We start from the raw sequence: 16,502 nt of genomic DNA, 5'->3' as shown, positions 1-16,502 counted from the left end.
GGAACCCGGCCGACCGGTGCGGGCGCTCTTCCGTGGGGCGGGTGGCGCACGTTACTGTCCCTGCGGCTTGTGCGACCCGTGGGGCGCGACCCGTCCGCAAGGAGGAAGGGCCGCGTCATGCGATTCCGTCCGATGTCCCTGCTGCTCGCCGCCGCGCTCGCGGTCGGCGGCGGTGCCACCCCCGCCCTCGCGGCGACCCACGCACCACCGGCTCTCGTCAACGACCCGACGTCGTACGTCGATCCGCTGATCGGCACCAGCAACGGCGGCGACACCTTCCCCGGTGCCGTCGTGCCCTTCGGCATGTTCTCCTGGAGCCCGGAGAACACCAGAGGCGACGCCACCCGCACCGCCGCGCCCGGCGGTTACCACTACGACGCCACCCGGGTCAGAGGCTTCAGCCTGACCCACATGTCCGGCACCGGCTGCGCGGGCGGCAGCGGCGACATCCCGTTCTTCCCGTACGCGGGCGAGGTCACCTCCTCCCCGGCGAGCGACACCAAGGACGCCGTCTACGCCTCGGACTTCACGCACACCGACGAGACCGCCGAGCCCGGCCACTACCAGCTCGGCCTCGCCTCCGGCGTCACCGCCGACCTCACCGCCACCGCCCGCACGGGTGCGGCCCGGTTCACCTACCCGGCCGACAAACCAGCCTCCCTGCTCGTGCGCACCGCCAACTCCGAGGTGGGGTCGGCGGATTCGACGGTCGGCATCGACCCCGACAGCCGGACCATCTCCGGCTCCGTCACCTCCGGGAACTTCTGCGGCTACCTCGACCCCGAGGGCCAACGCTCCTACTACACCCTCTACTTCACCGCCCACTTCGACCGCGCCTTCAAGGCCACCGGCACCTGGCAGGACGACACACTCACCCCCGGCTCCACCAGCGCCTCCGGCGGCACCGGTGGCTTCTCCCACGGCGGCCGCCCCGTCGCGGGCAAGGGCGCCGGAGGGTACGTCGAGTTCGCGCCCGGCGACGGCCCGGTGAACGTCAAGGTCGGCATCTCCTACGTCAGCGAGGACGCCGCCGAGGCCAACCTCCGTGCGGAGAACGGCAGTCACCGCTCCTTCGACGCCGTACGGAACGCGGCCCGCGCGGCCTGGCGCGAGCGACTCGGCGCCATCCGCGTCGGCGGCGGCACCGACGACGAGCGCACCACCTTCTACACCGCGCTCTACCACGCCCTGCTGCACCCCAACGTCATCAGCGACGCCGACGGCCGCTACCGGGGCAGCGACGGCAAGGTCCACCGCACCGCACGCGGCCACCGCGCCCAGTACGGGACCTTCTCCGGCTGGGACGTCTACCGCGACCAGGTCCAGCTGCTCACCCTGCTCGACCCGCGCACCGGCTCCGACGTCGCCCAGTCGCTCTACGAACTCAGCAAGCAGAACGGCGGGGTCTGGGACCGCTGGCTGCACGGCGCGGGCGGCACCCACGTCATGAACGGCGACCCCGCGCCCAGCGCCCTGGCCGGCATCCACGCCTTCGGCGGCACCGACTTCGACCTCAAGGGTGCGCTGAAGTCGCTCGTGAAGGCGGCCACCGTGCCCACCGAGCAGGACCTGTCCGCCTCCGGCAAGCCCGTCCTCTCGGTCGGCCAGCGCCCCTCGCTCGACAAGTACCTGAAGCTGCACTACATGCCCAGCGTCTCCAACGCCTGGGGCGGCGCCGCCGAGACCCTGGAGATGTCGACCGCCGACTTCTCCCTCTCCCAACTCGCTACGGCGGCAGGGGAGAAGAGCACCGCGAAGACCTTCGCCGACCGCGCCCAGTGGTGGCAGAACAACTTCAACATCGCCGCCGACTCCACCGGCGGCTACATCGCCAACCGCAAGGCCGACGGCAGCTGGGTCACCGGCTTCACCCCGGACACCGGCAACGGCTTCGTGGAAGGCAGCGCGGCCCAGTACACCTGGATGGTCCAGCACAACCCGGCCGGGCTGTTCGCCGCGCTCGGCGGCACCGACAAGGCACTTGCCCGTCTCGACGACTTCTTCCACACCGCCGACGGCAAGTGGGCCCTCACCGGCAACGGCGGCGCCAAGTCCGAGCTGGACAACGAGCCCTCGATCAACGTGCCGTACCTCTACGACTACGCGGGCGCCCCGTACAAGGCGCAGGAGACCGTCCGCGCCGCGATGCGGCAGCTCTGGGCGCCCACGCCCGGCGGAATCCCCGGCAACGACGACCTCGGCGCGATGTCGGCCTGGTACGTCTTCTCCGCGATGGGCATGTACCCCCAGGTCCCCTCGCGGGCCGAACTCGTCCTCGCCTCCCCGCTGTTCGAGCGGATCGAGATCGCCCGCCCGCACGGCAACGACATCTCCGTGCGCGCCACGGGAGCGGCGGCCGACGCGCCGTACGTCCAGTCCCTGAAGGTCAACGGCCGCTCCAGTGACCGTCCTTGGCTGCCCGCCTCCTTCGTCCGGGACGGCGGACGGCTCGACTACACCCTCGGCACCACCGCCAACCGCGCCTGGGGCGCGCACAATCCGCCGCCGTCCTTCCGGCAGGGCGAGCAGCCGTACCAGATCGGCGTCGGCCCCACCACGGCCACGCTGGCGCCCGGCGACAGCGCGAAGATCGGCATCCGCGCGCTGTCTCTGAGTGGCGGCTCCGGGCCCGAGGTGCGCTACCGGGTCGAGACCCCGGCCGGGGTCACGGCCACACCCGCCGAGGGCACGGTCACCGGCGGCTCCCAGGAGATCACCCTGACCGCCGCCACGGACGCCGAGCAGGGCTTCTACACCGCCAAGGTCACCGTGACCTCCGGCGACACCTCCTACGAGCAGCCCGTGGCCCTCACGGTCGCCGCCCCCGGCACCCTGCTCGCCGCCTACGACAACACCGGCGTCTCCGACGACGAGGGCGACCACGACGAGGCCGACTACGACGGCGGCGGCTGGTCCTACTCCCGCCAGGCCCTCACGGCGGCCGGACTCACCGCGGGCGAGCAGTACACCACCAACGGCCTCGCCTTCACCTGGCCCGCCTCGCCCGCCGGGCGCCCGGACAACGCCACCGGCGCCGGACAGACCGTCCAACTGAAGGAGAACACCACCCGGTTCGCCTTCGTCGGCAGCGCCGTCAACGGCAACCAGCAGGCCAAGGCCACCGTCACCTACACCGACGGCAGCACCGGCACGGCCGACCTCTCCTTCACCGACTGGACCGTCGGCGGCGGAGGCGGCACCGTCCAGTACGGCAACGAGGTCGTCGCCAAGACCGCGTACCGCAATGTCGCGGGCGCCGACAAGGACCCTGTCGCCACCTACGTCTTCGCCACCAAGCCGTTCACGGCGCCGGAGGGCAAGACGGTGAAGAGCGTGAAGCTCCCCGGCAACGCCGATCTGCACGTGTTCACCATCGCCACCGACTGATCTGCCCCGCACACCAGAAGGGGCGGGCCCGCGAGGACCCGCCCCTTCGTCATGCCCGGTGCGTCAGCCCAGCAACTCCACCTCCGCCAGCGTGGATTCGCCGTCCAGCACCAGCCGGTACCTCGTGTACGACCCCGGCGCCGCGACACTGAACGCCCGCGTCTGCCGGTCCCAGGCGAACGACTGGCCCGACCGCTTGTCCAGCGTCGTCCAGGTGGTGCCGTCCGTGGAGCCCTGGAGCGTCCAGCCGGTCGGTGCCTTGGTGTGGTCCGCCGGTGAGGTCAGCGTGTACTGAACGCCCTTGGCGGCCGCGCTCACCGGAAGGTCCACCGACGTGACCGTCGCGCTCGTCGCCGAGGTGTTGTCGAACAGGGCGCCGTCACCCTTCAGCAGGTCCGCGCGCGGGGTCGGCACCTTGTCGTCCTGGGTGATGGAGACCGGCGCCGCGTCCTTGCCGGTGCCCCACGACGAGGGCCGGTCGCCCATCGAGAACTCCAGCACCCCGCCCTTGGACAGCAGCGAGTGGGGGAGCGAAGTGGAGTTCCAGGCGCGGCCGTTGAAGCGCACGCCCTGGATGTAGACATTGCGGGCGCTGTTGCGCGGGGCCTTGACCACCAGGTCGTGCCCGTTCTCCAGGTGGACGGTGACCTTCTTGAACAGCGGGGAGCCGATGGAGTACTCACCGCTGCCCATGACCAGTGGATAGAAGCCGAGCGAGGAGAAGAGGAACCAGGCCGACTGCTCGCCGTTGTCCTCGTCGCCGTGGTAGCCCTGCCCGATCTCGCTGCCCGTGTACAGCCGGGACAGCGCCTGGCGCACGTTCGCCTGCGCCTTCCAGGGCTCGCCGGCCGCGTCGTACATGTAGATCACGTGGTGGGCGACCTGGTTGGAGTGGCCGTACATGCCCATCCGGACGTCCCGCGCCTCGGTCATCTCGTGGATGACACCGCCGTAGGAGCCGACGAACTCCGGGGAGGCCGTCTCCGGGGTGGCGAAGTAGGTGTCCAGCTTGTCGCCGAGGGCCTTGCGGCCGCCGTAGAGGTTGGCCAGGCCCCGGCTGTCCTGCGGGGCGGTGAAGGCGTAGCCCCAGCCGTTGGTCTCCGTGTAGTCGTAACCCCACACGCGCGCGTCGTACTTGGCGGAGTCCACGCGCCAGGCGCCCTTGTTGGTGCGGCCCTGGAAGAAACCGGCCTTGTCGTCGAAGAGATTCACGTAGTCGCGGGCCCGGTTGAGGAAGTACTGGGACTCCTCGTGGTACCGCTTCTCGCCGGTCTTCTTGTAGAGGGCCTCGCCCATCTTGGCGATGCCGTAGTCGTTGACGTAGCCCTCCATGGCCCAGGAGAAGCCCTCGCCGGTGTCGGTGCTGGTGTAGCCGAGGAAGGGCGAGGTGGCCATGCCCTTGCGGCCGACGCCCGAACTCGGCGGCACCACGGTCGCGTTCTTCACGGCCGCGTCGTACGCCGCCTTCGCGTCGAAGTTCACGCCCTTGACGTAGGCGTCGGCGAAGGCCACGTCCGAGGAGGTGCCGGTCATCAGGTCGGCGTAGCCGGGGGAGGACCAGCGGGAGGTCCAGCCGCCGTCCTTGTACTGCTGCACGAACCCGTCGACCATCTCACCGGCCTGACTGGGCGTCAGGAGCGAGTAGGCGGGCCAGGTCGTCCGATAGGTGTCCCAGAAGCCGTTGTTGACGTACACCTTGCCGTCCACGATCTTGGCGCCGGTGTGCGTCGGGGTGTCCGGGTTCGGCATCGGGGAGAACGGCGAGGCGTACTGGTACTTCGAACCCACCTTCTCGAAGCCGGAGTTGGGGTACAGGTACAGCCGGTACATGCTGGAGTACAGCGTGGTCAGCTGGTCCGGGGTCGCGCCCTCCACCTCGACCTTGCCGAAGAGCTTGTCCCAGGTGTGCTGGGCGCGTGCCTTCACGGTGTTGAAGGAGGTGCCGTCCGGGATCTCCTGGCGCAGGTTGTCCTTCGCCTGGTCCACGCTGATCAGCGAGGTGGCCAGGCGCAGGGTCACGGTGTGGTCGGAGCCCGCATTGAACCGCAGATAGCCCTTGACCCCGCTGGAGGACCCGTCCGTCACGGGCTTGTCGAAGGTGCCGTACACGAACAGCCGCGTGGCGCCGGTCGACAGCCCCGACTTCACGTCGGAGTAGCCGGTGACGATCCCGTGTTCCTTGTCCAGGGTGAGCCCGGCCTGCTCGGTGACGTTGTCGAAGAGCACGCTCGCGTCGTCGCCCGGGTAGGTGAAGCGGAGCGCGGCCGCGTGGTCGGTCGGCGTCATCTCGGCCTTGAGGCCGTTCTCGAACGTCACGCCGTAGTAGTACGGCCGCGCGGTCTCGTTCTCGTGCCGGAAGGCCAGCTCCCGTGCGTCACGGCCGGTGTCCGGGGTGCCCTTCGCGGCCGACGGCATCAGCTGGAAGGTCTGCCGGTCGCCCATCCACGGGCTCGGCTCGTGGCTCGCGCTGAACGCCTGGATGGTGGGCAGGTTGTCGTCGTTGTTGGCCCGCGCGTACTCGTAGAGCCAGCTGAGCGAGGACGCGTTGGTCACCGGGGTCCAGAAGTTGAACCCGTGCGGGAGCGCGGTCGCGGGGAAGTTGTTGCCGCGCGAGAAGCTGCCGCTGGAGTTGGTGCCGCGCGTGGTCAGCGCGTAGTCCGAGAGGTGTGCCTTGGGCCGCTCGGGGGCCGCCTTGGCGAGCGCCACGTCGTCGAGCCAGCCCCGGAACTTGGCCGGGCCCTTGGGGGAGTCGTAGGCCAGCAGGATCCGGTCGACGGTCTTGCCCGCCGCGACCGAGCCGATCCGCGAGGCCACGTTGTTCCACTGGTTGACGTAGAGCACCTTGGCGTCGCCCTGGCCGCGCGGGGTCAGCGGGAAGCCGTGCTGGTCGCTCGCGCCGAGGCCGCTCAGATAGGTGCCGTCGGTGAAGGCCAGGTCCACGGAGACGTTGGTGGCGTCGTAGTCCCGGTCGCCGTCGGCCATCGACGGGAAGATCCGGTACGACAGCTGAGTGTCGCGTCCGACCTTCACATCGACGTCGAAGACCTTGTTGTACGAGTAGGCGCGGCCCTCGCCGGTGTGCCGGCCGGCGTAGCGCAGCGCGCGCTTGCCGGTGAAGCCCGCGCCCGCCTTGGCCGTGGGGGAGCCGTTGGGGCCGCGGTCGATCAGCGAGAGCATGTCGTGCGGGACCGGCCCTTCACTGCCGCCGGTGGAGAACTGCACGTCGGCGAGCTGGAGGGCGTCGGTGGCGCCGTTGTTCCGCGTCACCTCCAGGCGGAAGTGCTGGTACTCCGCCGGGGCCGCGAGGTCGTAGGTCCTGGTCTGGAAGCGCTCGGGGAAGGACTCGCCGGTGCGCGAGTCGACCTGCGTCCAGTCCTTGCCGTCGGCGGAGCCGAGCAGCTTCCAGTCCTTGGGGTCGCGCTCGGCGTGGTCGTTGGCCGAGGTGAGCGCGTAGGTCACGAGCTTGACCGGCTTGTCGAGGTCGAACTCGACCCAGCCGGTGGGCTGGAAGGTCAGCCACTTGGTGCTCGGGTCGACGTCGGTCAGGTTCTCCTTGACCTCGCCCGCGCCCGTGTTCTCGCCGTTGGCACGCAGGTCGGTGACGTGGTCGGTGACATTGCCCGGGATGCCGTTGCTGAAGCCGCCGTCCACGCCCGAGGAGCGTTTCGCGCCGTCCGGCCCGGTGTCCACGGTACTGAGCCAGTCGGGCGCCGGATCACCTGCCTCGAACGAAGAGGCGAACTCCGATTCCGTGGCCTTCGGTTGGGCGGGCAGGGCGATCGCCGCCCCTTGCGCCCCCACGGCCATGACAAAGGCGGCCGTGAGGACGACCGCCGGAGTCCATCTGTGCCGAGTTCTCCGCTGCATGTACGGATTCCCCTCCTGCGCTCACTTCGGACAACGTTGTCAACTTGCTGCGCAAGAACCAGTAGGTGGTCAAGTGACCCGCGATGTCAAGGGTGTTGAATGTGGCATTCAGGGGGGTGTCGCGCATATTCACCGCAGGGGTCCGGACGCGCCGCACCGATATTTCCGGCAGGTCTCAACTCGGAAAAGTCCCGAGGTCGCGTTGTGCTCGATCTTGCCCAGTTGGCGGGAAGTGGACTATACCTATCGGCGTTTCCTGCACGAACCAGCACTACCCGACGCGGCGGCCGGGAGAGATCCGGTTCACCGCCTGAGTGGCGAGGACTTGAGCATGGGATCACTTCCGCACCACGGTGGAGAGGGCGTCGGCCGGCGCGATCTGATCAAGCGTTCGGCGGCGATCGGCCTGATCGCGGCCCCGGGAATGGGACTGCTGTCGGCCTGCGCGAGCAGTGGCGGCGACGGGCAGGGCAAGGCGAAGGCGGGTGAGAAGACCGCGAAGAACCCGCTCGGTGTCAACAAGACCGCGGGGATGGAATTCGTCCTCTTCGACGGCGGTTTCGGCAAGGAGTACGCCGAGGACGCGGTGAAGATCTACGAGAAGGACTTCCCCGGCGCCAAGGTGAAGTTCTCCGCCACCCAGAAGATCCAGTCCACGCTCCAGCCCCGCTTCAACGGCGGCACCCCGCCGGACCTCATCGACAACTCCGGCGCCGAGCAGATGGACATGGGCGGCCTGGTCGGCAAGAAGCAGCTCGCCGACCTCACCCCGCTCCTTGACGCGCCGTCGTACGACGACCCGTCGAAGAAGGTCCGCGACACCCTGCGGCCCGGCATCGTGGAGATGGGCCAGTTCGACGGCGACCCGGTCTGGATCATGTACTACGCCTACACGGTGTACGGCGTCTGGTACTCGCAGAAGGCGCTGGACTCGCTCGACGAGAAGTACCCCGAGACCTGGGACGAGATGCTCAAGGTCTGCGCCAAGGCCAAGAAGAAGGGCATGGCGGGCTGGACCTACGCGGGCAAGTACCCGTACTACATCCCCTTCTCGCTCTACCCGATGATCGGCAAGGTCGGCGGCGTCGAGGTCCTGAACGCCATCGACAACCTGGAGCCGAACGCCTGGAAGCACCCGGCCGTCAAGGCGTGTTTCGAGGCCTACTACGAGCTGTACAAGAAGGGGTACGTCCTGCGCGGCACCCCCGGTCTCGACCACATCCAGTCGCAGACCGCGTGGGCCAAGGGCGAGGCGCTCTTCATCCCCAACGGCTCCTGGGTGGAGAACGAGTCGGCGAACGTCATCCCCGCCGACTTCGACCTCGCGGTCGCGGCGCCCACCGGCATCGACAGCTCCGACAAGATGCCGTTCGGCACCATCTGGGCCTCCGGCGGCGAGCCGTTCATCGTCCCGGCCAAGGCCGCGAACACCACGGGCGGCATGGAGCAGCTGCGCATCATGCTCAGCGAGGCGTCGTCGAAGAACTTCACCACCAAGGTGAAGTCGCTGACCGCCTACAACGGCGGCACCGACGGCATCTCGCTCACCCCGGGCCTCAAGTCCGGTGTCGCCGCGCTGCAGAAGGCCGGCCAGAACGTGGTGAACCCCCGACTCCAGGACTGGTACGTCCAGTTGGAGAAGGAGAAGATCGGCGTCGGCGGCCTCGGCGAGATGATGGCCGGCCGGATCACCCCCGCCGAGGCGATCAAGCGCATCCAGGGCTATGCCGACGAGGCCGCCAAGGACACGTCGATCAAGCATTACAAGCACCAGTAGCGCGGCTTCTCTCACCAGCGGCGGCATCTGACCGGAGAACGGGGTCGGCAGCAATGCAGCACGGCAAGTACCGCTTCATCGTGGGGTTTCTGGCGCTACCGCTCGGGCTCTACGCGCTCTTCGTCGTCTGGCCGTTCATCCAGTCCATCTACTACACGTTCACGGACTGGACCGGACTGAGCCCGGAATTCACGACGGTCGGTTTCGACAACTATCAGCGGCTGCTGCACGACGACATCTTCTGGAAGTCGTTGTGGCACAGTCTGCTGTTCGCGCTGGTGCTGCCGCTGGTGACGCTCGGCATGGCGCTGTTCTTCGCCTTCATGATCAATGTGGGCGGGCGGCGCCGCAGAGGAGGACCGGCGATCTCCGGGGTCCGGGGATCGGGGTTCTACAAGATCGTCTATTTCTTTCCGCAGGTGCTGTCGATCGCCATCGTGGCCCTGCTGTTCACCTTCGCCTACAACCCCGACACCGGGATGATCAATTCATTCCTGCGGGACATCGGACTGGGCAGTCTCCAGCCGCTGTGGCTGGGCGATCCGTCCCTCGCGCTGTGGTGCGTGATGGCGGTGCTCGTGTGGTCCACGACCGGCTTCTTCGTGGTGCTCTTCTCGGCGGGCATGGCCTCGATCCCCATCGAGCTGTACGAGGCGGCGCTCCTGGACGGCGCCAGCCGCTTCGCCACGTTCTTCCGCGTCACCCTGCCGCTGCTGTGGGACACCGTGCAGTCCGGCTGGGTCTACATGGGCATCCTCGCGCTCGGCGCCGAGTCGTTCGCGGTCGTCCAGATCATGACGACCGGCCCCGGCGGCCCCGACTACTCGACCACGGTGCTGGTCCTGTACGTGTACCAGAAGGCGTTCCGGGACGGTCAGGCCGCCTACGCCACCACCATCGGCGTCGCCCTCCTCGTCGTCACCCTCGCGTTCGCCGCGATCGTGATGCGGCTGGGCCGCCGCGAGCGGCTGGAGTACTGAAACCCATGAAGACGACCGAGCCCCCCGCCCCGCTGCCGGCCGAACGCGGCCCGCGGATCGCCAAGTTGGACGTGTCCGGGGCGCGGCCCGGACGCCGCAAGGAGACCGAGGGCGCGGTCCTCAACGTCTTCTCCCACGGCGTGCTGGTCATCTGGGCGATCCTGGTGGTGCTGCCGCTGGTGTGGGCGGTGATGACCTCGTTCAAGGACGACAACTCGATCCTCACCTCGCCCTGGTCGCTGCCGGACCGGCTGCACTTCGACAACTGGTCGCGGGCCTGGACCGAGGCCAACATGAGCGACTACTTCTTCAACACCCTTCTGGTGGTGGGTGGTTCGCTCATCGGCACGATGATCCTGGGCTCGATGGCGGCCTATGTCCTGGCCCGCTTCGACTTCCCCGGGAACAGGTTCGTCTACTACCTGTTCGTCGGTGGCATGAGCTTCCCCGTGATGCTCGCGCTGGTCCCGCTGTTCTACGTCGTGAACAACATGGGCCTGCTGAACACGATCCACGGGCTGATCCTGGTCTACATCGCCTACTCGCTGCCGTTCACGGTGTTCTTCCTGACGGCGTTCTTCCGCACGCTGCCGACCTCGGTCGCGGAGGCGGCCTTCGTCGACGGCGCCTCGCACAGCCGGACCTTCTTCCAGATCATGCTGCCGATGGCCAAGCCCGGTCTGATCAGCGTCGCGATCTTCAACTTCCTCGGTCAGTGGAACCAGTACATGCTCCCGACGGTCCTGAACACCGACCCGGACAAGAAGGTGCTCACCCAGGGGCTCGTGCAGCTCGCGGTCAGCCAGGGCTACAAGGGCGACTGGTCCGGACTGTTCGCCGGGCTGGTCATGGCGATGCTGCCGGTCCTCGCCGCGTACATCGTCTTCCAGCGGCAGGTCGTCTCCGGGCTGACGGCGGGAGCGCTCAAGTAGGATCACACACGGTGTGGAGTCGATCACTCACCCGAAGTCGTAGCTTCTGACGACGATTTCCGTCAAGGACTTGACTGCGGGAACCCCTACGGCACAGCTTGGAGTTCATAACTTGTAAGTGGCCCGGTTCCGCAGATGTGACCTGGGCCACGGGCGGCGATGGGGCCGCCCGGCCGATGGCGGGAGTGAATGGGTCGATGGAGACTCCGGGGTCGCAGTCGTCGCTGCACCGAGCCAACCTGGAAAGAGTCGTGCGGGCGGTGCGACTCGCCGGGTCGCTCACGCAGGCCGAGATCGCCCGCACGACCGGTCTGTCCGCCGCGACGGTCTCCAACATCGTGCGGGAGCTGAAGGATCACGGGACCGTGGAGGTCACGCCCACGTCGGCCGGTGGCCGGCGGGCCCGCAGCGTGTCGCTGAGCGGGGACGCGGGGATAGTGATCGGCATCGACTTCGGGCACACGCACCTGCGCGTCGCGATCGGCAACCTCGCGCACCAGGTGCTCGCCGAGGAGTCCGAGCCGCTGGACGTGGACGCCTCCTCCGCGCAGGGCTTCGACCGGGCCGAGGAGCTGGTCGACCGGCTGATCGCGGCGACCGGGGTGGACCGGTCCAAGATTGCCGGGGTGGGCCTCGGCGTACCGGGGCCGATCGACGTGGAGTCGGGCACGCTCGGCTCGACCTCGATCCTGCCGGGCTGGGGCGGCACCAAACCCGCCGACGAGCTGCGCGAACGCCTCGGCGTCCCGGTCCACGTGGACAACGACGCCAACCTCGGGGCTCTCGGCGAACTGGTCTGGGGCAGCGGCAAGGGCGTGCGCGACCTGGCCTACATCAAGGTCGCCAGCGGGGTCGGGGCCGGTCTGGTGATCGACGGCAAGATCTACCGGGGACCGGGCGGCACGGCGGGCGAGATCGGGCACATCACGATCGACGAGTCGGGCCCGGTGTGCCGCTGCGGCAACCGCGGCTGCCTGGAGACCTTCACCGCCGCGCGGTACGTCCTGCCGCTGCTCCAGCCGAGCCACGGCAGCGCGCTCACCATGGAGGGCGTCGTACGCCTCGCGCGGGACGGAGACCCCGGCTGCCGTCGTGTGATCGCCGATGTGGGCCGTCATGTGGGCAGCGGTGTGGCCAATCTCTGCAACCTGCTGAACCCCAGCCGGGTCGTCCTGGGCGGCGATCTGGCCGAGGCAGGCGAACTGGTCCTCGGGCCCATCCGGGAGGCCGTGGGACGCTATGCGATTCCCAGTGCGAGCCGTCAACTGTCTATTCTTCCAGGGGCACTTGGGGGTCGGGCCGAGGTGCTCGGCGCCCTCGCCCTCGCGCTCAGCGAAATGGGCGATTCGACCCTTCTGGACGGTTCTGCGACAGCCGCCCTGCCTGTCGTCGCGCCTGCGTTCACTTAAACAACGATTGGCACCGTTGCCATCTCGTTAAGAATTTACTTCTTGACGCCGAACGCGTGGCCGAGTTGACTTCCAGCCACCTCGGCCGCAACGACGCGGCCTCGTCAGGGAGGTTTCTGAAGTGAACACGCGTATGCGTCGTGCGGCCTTCGCCGTTGCTGCTGGTGCCATGGCCGTCTCGCTCGCCGCTTGTGGCAGCGCCAAGGAGTCCACCGGCGGCGCCGCCAAGTCCGCGGACAGCAAGAAGAAGGGCGACGCGATCACGGTCGGTCTGCTCCTCCCGGAGAACCAGACCGCGCGCTACGAGAAGTTCGACCGTCCGCTGATCGAGAAGAAGGTCTCGGAGCTGACGAACGGCAAGGGCAAGGTCGTCTACGCCAACGCCAAGCAGGACGCGACGCTGCAGAGCCAGCAGGTCGACACCATGATCACCAACAAGGTGGACGTCCTGGTCGTCGACGCGGTGGACGCCGCGGCCATCAAGAACTCGGTCCAGAAGGCCCACGACGCGGGCATCCCCGTGGTGGCCTACGACCGCCTGGCGCAGGGCCCGATCGACGCCTACACGTCGTTCGACAACGTGACCGTCGGCAAGACCCAGGGCGAGGCGCTGCTCAAGGCGCTCGGCTCCAAGGCCAAGTCCGGCAAGATCGTCATGATGAACGGCTCCTCCACCGACCCGAACGCCGGCCAGTTCAAGGCGGGTGCCCACCAGGTGCTCGACGGCAAGGTCAACGTCGGCAAGGAGTACGACACCAAGGAGTGGAAGCCGGAGAACGCCAACTCCAACATGGAGGGCGCCATCTCCGCGCTGGGCAAGAAGAACATCATCGGCGTCTACTCCGCCAACGACGGCATGGCCGGCGGTATCATCACCGCCCTCAAGCAGGCCGGTCTCTCCAACATCCCGGTCACCGGCCAGGACGCGGAGCTCGCGGGTGTGCAGCGCATCGTCGCCGGTGAGCAGTACATGAGCGTCTACAAGCCGTACGCCCCGGAGGCCGCCGCCGCCGCCGAGATGGCCGTCTCCCTCGCCCAGGGCAAGTCGCTGGACTCCGTCGCCAAGGACAAGGTCGACAGCCCCACCACGAAGGGTGTCCCCTCGGTCCTCGTCGCCGTCACCTCGCTGACGAAGGACAACATCAAGGACACCGTCGTCAAGGACGGCGTCTACACCCTGGCCGACATCTGCACGGCCCAGTACAAGGCCGCCTGCGACAAGGCCGGCCTGAAGTAAGCGCCGCCGCCCCGCACGGGGGCCGGACTCCACCGCGAGTACCGCCCCCGGCCGGGCCGCAGGCCGCACCAGGCTCCTCCGGTGCCCCGCGCATCACACAGCCCCGCAAGCTCGTCGCGGGGCGCCGGAAGGAATTCCCCCAAACTTCTGCACAACCTCCCGCCGGGTCAGGCGGCGAAGGAGTTGGTTCACGTGTCCGCTACGCCCGTGCTGGCGTTGCGCGGAGTCTCCAAGCGATTCGGTGCCGTCCAGGCGCTCACCGATGTCACGCTGGAGGTCCACGCCGGTGAGGTGGTCGCCCTGGTGGGCGACAACGGTGCCGGAAAGTCCACGCTGGTGAAGACGATCGCCGGTGTGCACCCCATCGATGAGGGTGTCATCGAATGGGACGGCAAAACCGTCCAGGTCAACAAGCCGCACGACGCCCAGAACCTGGGCATCGCCACGGTGTACCAGGACCTCGCGCTGTGCGACAACATCGATGTCGTCGGCAACCTCTACCTGGGCCGGGAGCTCCGCCGCGGCGGCATCCTGGACGAGGTCGAGATGGAGCGGCGCTCGCGTGAGCTGCTGGACCAGCTCTCGATCCGCATCCCCAGCGTCCGTATCCCGATCGCCTCGCTCTCCGGCGGTCAGCGGCAGGTCGTGGCCATCGCCCGCTCCATGCTCGGCGAGCCCAAGCTGGTGATCCTCGACGAGCCCACCGCCGCGCTCGGCGTCGAGCAGACCGCCCAGGTCCTCGACCTCGTCGAGCGGCTGCGGGAGCGCGGCCACGCCGTGATCCTCATCAGCCACAACATGGCCGACGTCAAGGCGGTCGCCGACAAGGTGGCCGTTCTGCGCCTGGGCCGCAACAACGGCGTCTTCGAGGTCAAGTCGACCTCTCAGGAAGAGATCATCTCCGCCATCACCGGCGCCTCGGACAATGCCGTCACCCGTCGTGCGGCGCGCACCAATGGGGAGATCAAGAAGTGAGCATCGACAAGACCTCCACGTCCTCCGGGGACGCGGCCGTGGCGAACCCGGAGGCCGCTCCCGGCGCCGGTGTCGCCGTGGACCCCCGGCTGCTGGTGCGTGAGCAGGGACTCGCGGGCTACGTCGGCGAGTTCAAGCGCAAGATGAAGGCCGGCGACCTGGGCTCGATGCCCGTCGTCATCGGACTCATCGTCATCTGGATCATCTTCCAGAGCCTGAACTCCAACTTCCTCACCGCGGGCAACCTCTCCGACATCTCCGTCGCCATGGTCGGCACGGGCATGATCGCCGTCGGTATCGTGTTCGTCCTGCTGCTCGGCGAGATCGACCTCTCGGTCGGCTCCCTCTCCGGTGTCGCGGGCGCGACCTTCGCGGTGCTGAACATCACGAACGGCATGAACGAGGTGCTGGCCTTCGTGCTGGCGATCCTCACGGGCACCGTCGCCGGTGCCATCCAGGGCTTCTTCTTCGCCAAGATCGGTGTGCCCGCCTTCGCGGTCACCCTGGCGGGTCTGCTGTTCTGGAACGGCCTCATGCTCAAGATCCTGGGCGACAACGGCACGATCAACCTCAACAGCGACGGCCTCGTGGCCAACCTGACGAGCTACTACTTCTCCGACGTGGCCGCCGCCTACGGTCTGGCCGCCGCGGTGACCGTGCTCTTCTTCCTCAACTCCTTCTTCGCCAACAAGCGCCGCGAGGCCGCCGGTGTGCCGTCGAAGCCGCTGAGCGAGACGATCCTGCGCACGGTGCTGCTCGGCGTCCTCGCCTTCGCCGTCGCGATCGTCTTCAACCAGTACAAGGGCCTGCCCCTGGCTGTCGTGATCTTCGTCGCGGTCCTCTTCGTCACCGACTTCGTGCTGCGCCGCACGGCCTACGGCCGCAAGGTGTTCGCGCTCGGCGGCAGCGTCGAGGCCTCCCGCCGCGCCGGTATCAACGTCGACATGGTCCGCATCTCGGTGTTCGCCATCTCCGGCACCTTCGCGGCGCTGGGCGGTCTGTTCATCGCCTCCAAGATCGCGTCCGCCAACCAGGGCGCCGGTGGCGGTGACCTCCTGATGAACGCCATCGCGGCGGCCGTCATCGGTGGTACGTCCCTCTTCGGCGGCCGCGGCCGCACCTGGAACGCGCTCCTGGGCGTGCTGGTCATCATCTCGATCCAGTACGGCCTGGCCCTCCAGGGCATCCCCTCGCCGGTGCAGTACATGATCACCGGTGGAGTCCTGCTGGCGACCGTCGTCATCGACGCCGTCACCCGCAAGACCCAGAAGTCGGCCGGCCGCGCGTAAGCGCGGTCAGGCTCAGAGGCCCGGCGCAATGGAGCGCCGGGCCTCTTCGGCGTCTCCGGCCTGGTGAAACAACCATGGGCACGCCCGGACACCGGCGGCCGGAGCGGAACATTAGACTCATCAAGCCCGGCAACAGCTCGATCAGCTCTTATCTGCAAGGAGGCACGGGTGCCGCTGCTGACCCGCATCACGGGACCGCGCGATCTGGACCGGCTCACTCTGGAGGAGCTGAACCAGCTGGCGGAGGAGATCCGGACCTTCCTCGTCGAGGCCGTCTCCAAGACCGGCGGCCACCTCGGCCCCAACCTCGGTGTGGTCGAGCTGACCATCGCCATGCACCGGGTGTTCCACTCGCCCAAGGACAAGGTCCTGTGGGACACCGGCCACCAGTCCTACGTGCACAAGCTGCTCACGGGCCGCCAGGACTTCTCCCGCCTGAAGATGAAGGGCGGCCTGTCCGGCTACCCCGCGCAGAGCGAGTCCGAGCACGACGTCATCGAGAACAGCCACGCCTCCACGGTGCTCGGCTGGGCCGACGGCATCGCCAAGGCCAACGAGCTGAAGCAGCGCGACAGCCACGTCGTCGCCGTCATCGGTGACGGCGCGCTGACCGGCGGCATGGCCTGGGAGGCGCTGAACAACATCGCCG

At 68.3% G+C, this 16,502-nt stretch carries 10 protein-coding genes; 9 read left to right on the top strand and 1 reads right to left on the bottom strand.

Annotated elements, in window-relative coordinates; all coding sequences use genetic code 11:
* The first annotated feature begins 117 nt into the window (after positions 1–117).
* Entirely contained in the window at positions 118–3,387 is a 3,270-nt protein-coding gene (locus tag GTW40_RS14575) for a GH92 family glycosyl hydrolase (RefSeq protein ID WP_161180600.1), read from the top strand.
* A 63-nt stretch (positions 3,388–3,450) separates the two neighbouring features.
* On the opposite strand, the gene GTW40_RS14570 is transcribed toward GTW40_RS14575, so the two are convergent.
* Positions 3,451–7,254 carry a GH92 family glycosyl hydrolase gene (locus GTW40_RS14570; protein ID WP_202485887.1) on the bottom strand — a complete coding sequence of 1,268 codons (3,804 nt, stop codon included), beginning with the start codon at positions 7,252–7,254 and terminating at the stop codon, positions 3,451–3,453.
* 331 nt (positions 7,255–7,585) lie between these two features.
* Between GTW40_RS14570 and ngcE the strand changes: the two genes are divergently transcribed.
* From ngcE to GTW40_RS14530, 8 genes are all read left to right on the top strand, one after another.
* Positions 7,586–9,031 (top strand): N-acetylglucosamine/diacetylchitobiose ABC transporter substrate-binding protein, encoded by a 1,446-nt coding sequence (gene ngcE, locus GTW40_RS14565; RefSeq protein ID WP_161180598.1) that lies wholly within the window; start codon positions 7,586–7,588, stop codon positions 9,029–9,031.
* 53 nt (positions 9,032–9,084) lie between these two features.
* Complete coding sequence (locus tag GTW40_RS14560) at positions 9,085–10,011, top strand: sugar ABC transporter permease (RefSeq protein WP_161180597.1); 927 nt, start codon at positions 9,085–9,087, stop codon at positions 10,009–10,011.
* Between the two features lie 5 nt (positions 10,012–10,016).
* The gene (locus GTW40_RS14555; RefSeq protein ID WP_161180596.1) at positions 10,017–10,943 is read left to right on the top strand and encodes a carbohydrate ABC transporter permease; all 927 of its coding nucleotides are present in this window, start codon (positions 10,017–10,019) and stop codon (positions 10,941–10,943) included.
* Positions 10,944–11,140: 197 nt separating this feature from the next.
* The gene (locus GTW40_RS14550; protein ID WP_161180595.1) at positions 11,141–12,352 is read left to right on the top strand and encodes an ROK family transcriptional regulator; all 1,212 of its coding nucleotides are present in this window, start codon (positions 11,141–11,143) and stop codon (positions 12,350–12,352) included.
* A gap of 133 nt (positions 12,353–12,485) precedes the next feature.
* On the top strand, positions 12,486–13,589 hold the full coding sequence (locus GTW40_RS14545) for a substrate-binding domain-containing protein (protein WP_161180640.1): 1,104 nt from the start codon (positions 12,486–12,488) through the stop codon (positions 13,587–13,589).
* 183 nt (positions 13,590–13,772) lie between these two features.
* Positions 13,773–14,564 carry an ATP-binding cassette domain-containing protein gene (locus GTW40_RS14540; RefSeq protein WP_161180594.1) on the top strand — a complete coding sequence of 264 codons (792 nt, stop codon included), beginning with the start codon at positions 13,773–13,775 and terminating at the stop codon, positions 14,562–14,564.
* Positions 14,561–15,853, top strand: a complete 1,293-nt coding sequence (locus GTW40_RS14535; protein WP_161180593.1) for a sugar ABC transporter permease — start codon at positions 14,561–14,563, stop codon at positions 15,851–15,853. The genes GTW40_RS14540 and GTW40_RS14535 overlap by 4 nt, the downstream gene beginning before the upstream one ends.
* 168 nt (positions 15,854–16,021) lie before the next feature.
* Positions 16,022–16,502 (top strand): 1-deoxy-D-xylulose-5-phosphate synthase N-terminal domain-containing protein (locus GTW40_RS14530; RefSeq protein ID WP_343245699.1); only part of this gene is annotated, 481 nt, incomplete at its 3' end.

It is taken from the genome of Streptomyces sp. SID4985, assembly GCF_009863025.1.
Taxonomy (GTDB): domain Bacteria; phylum Actinomycetota; class Actinomycetes; order Streptomycetales; family Streptomycetaceae; genus Streptomyces.
This window is presented reverse-complemented; position numbering and strand designations above follow the sequence as displayed.

Excerpts from the sequence above, each read along its gene's own strand:
- GTW40_RS14575 (WP_161180600.1), top strand. The coding sequence starts at position 118 with ATGCGATTCCGTCCGATGTCCCTGCTGCTCGCCGCCGCGCTCGCGGTC.
- GTW40_RS14570 (WP_202485887.1), bottom strand. The coding sequence starts at position 7,254 with ATGCAGCGGAGAACTCGGCACAGATGGACTCCGGCGGTCGTCCTCACG.
- ngcE (WP_161180598.1), top strand. The coding sequence starts at position 7,586 with ATGGGATCACTTCCGCACCACGGTGGAGAGGGCGTCGGCCGGCGCGAT.
- GTW40_RS14560 (WP_161180597.1), top strand. The coding sequence starts at position 9,085 with ATGCAGCACGGCAAGTACCGCTTCATCGTGGGGTTTCTGGCGCTACCG.
- GTW40_RS14555 (WP_161180596.1), top strand. The coding sequence starts at position 10,017 with ATGAAGACGACCGAGCCCCCCGCCCCGCTGCCGGCCGAACGCGGCCCG.
- GTW40_RS14550 (WP_161180595.1), top strand. The coding sequence starts at position 11,141 with ATGGAGACTCCGGGGTCGCAGTCGTCGCTGCACCGAGCCAACCTGGAA.
- GTW40_RS14545 (WP_161180640.1), top strand. The coding sequence starts at position 12,486 with ATGCGTCGTGCGGCCTTCGCCGTTGCTGCTGGTGCCATGGCCGTCTCG.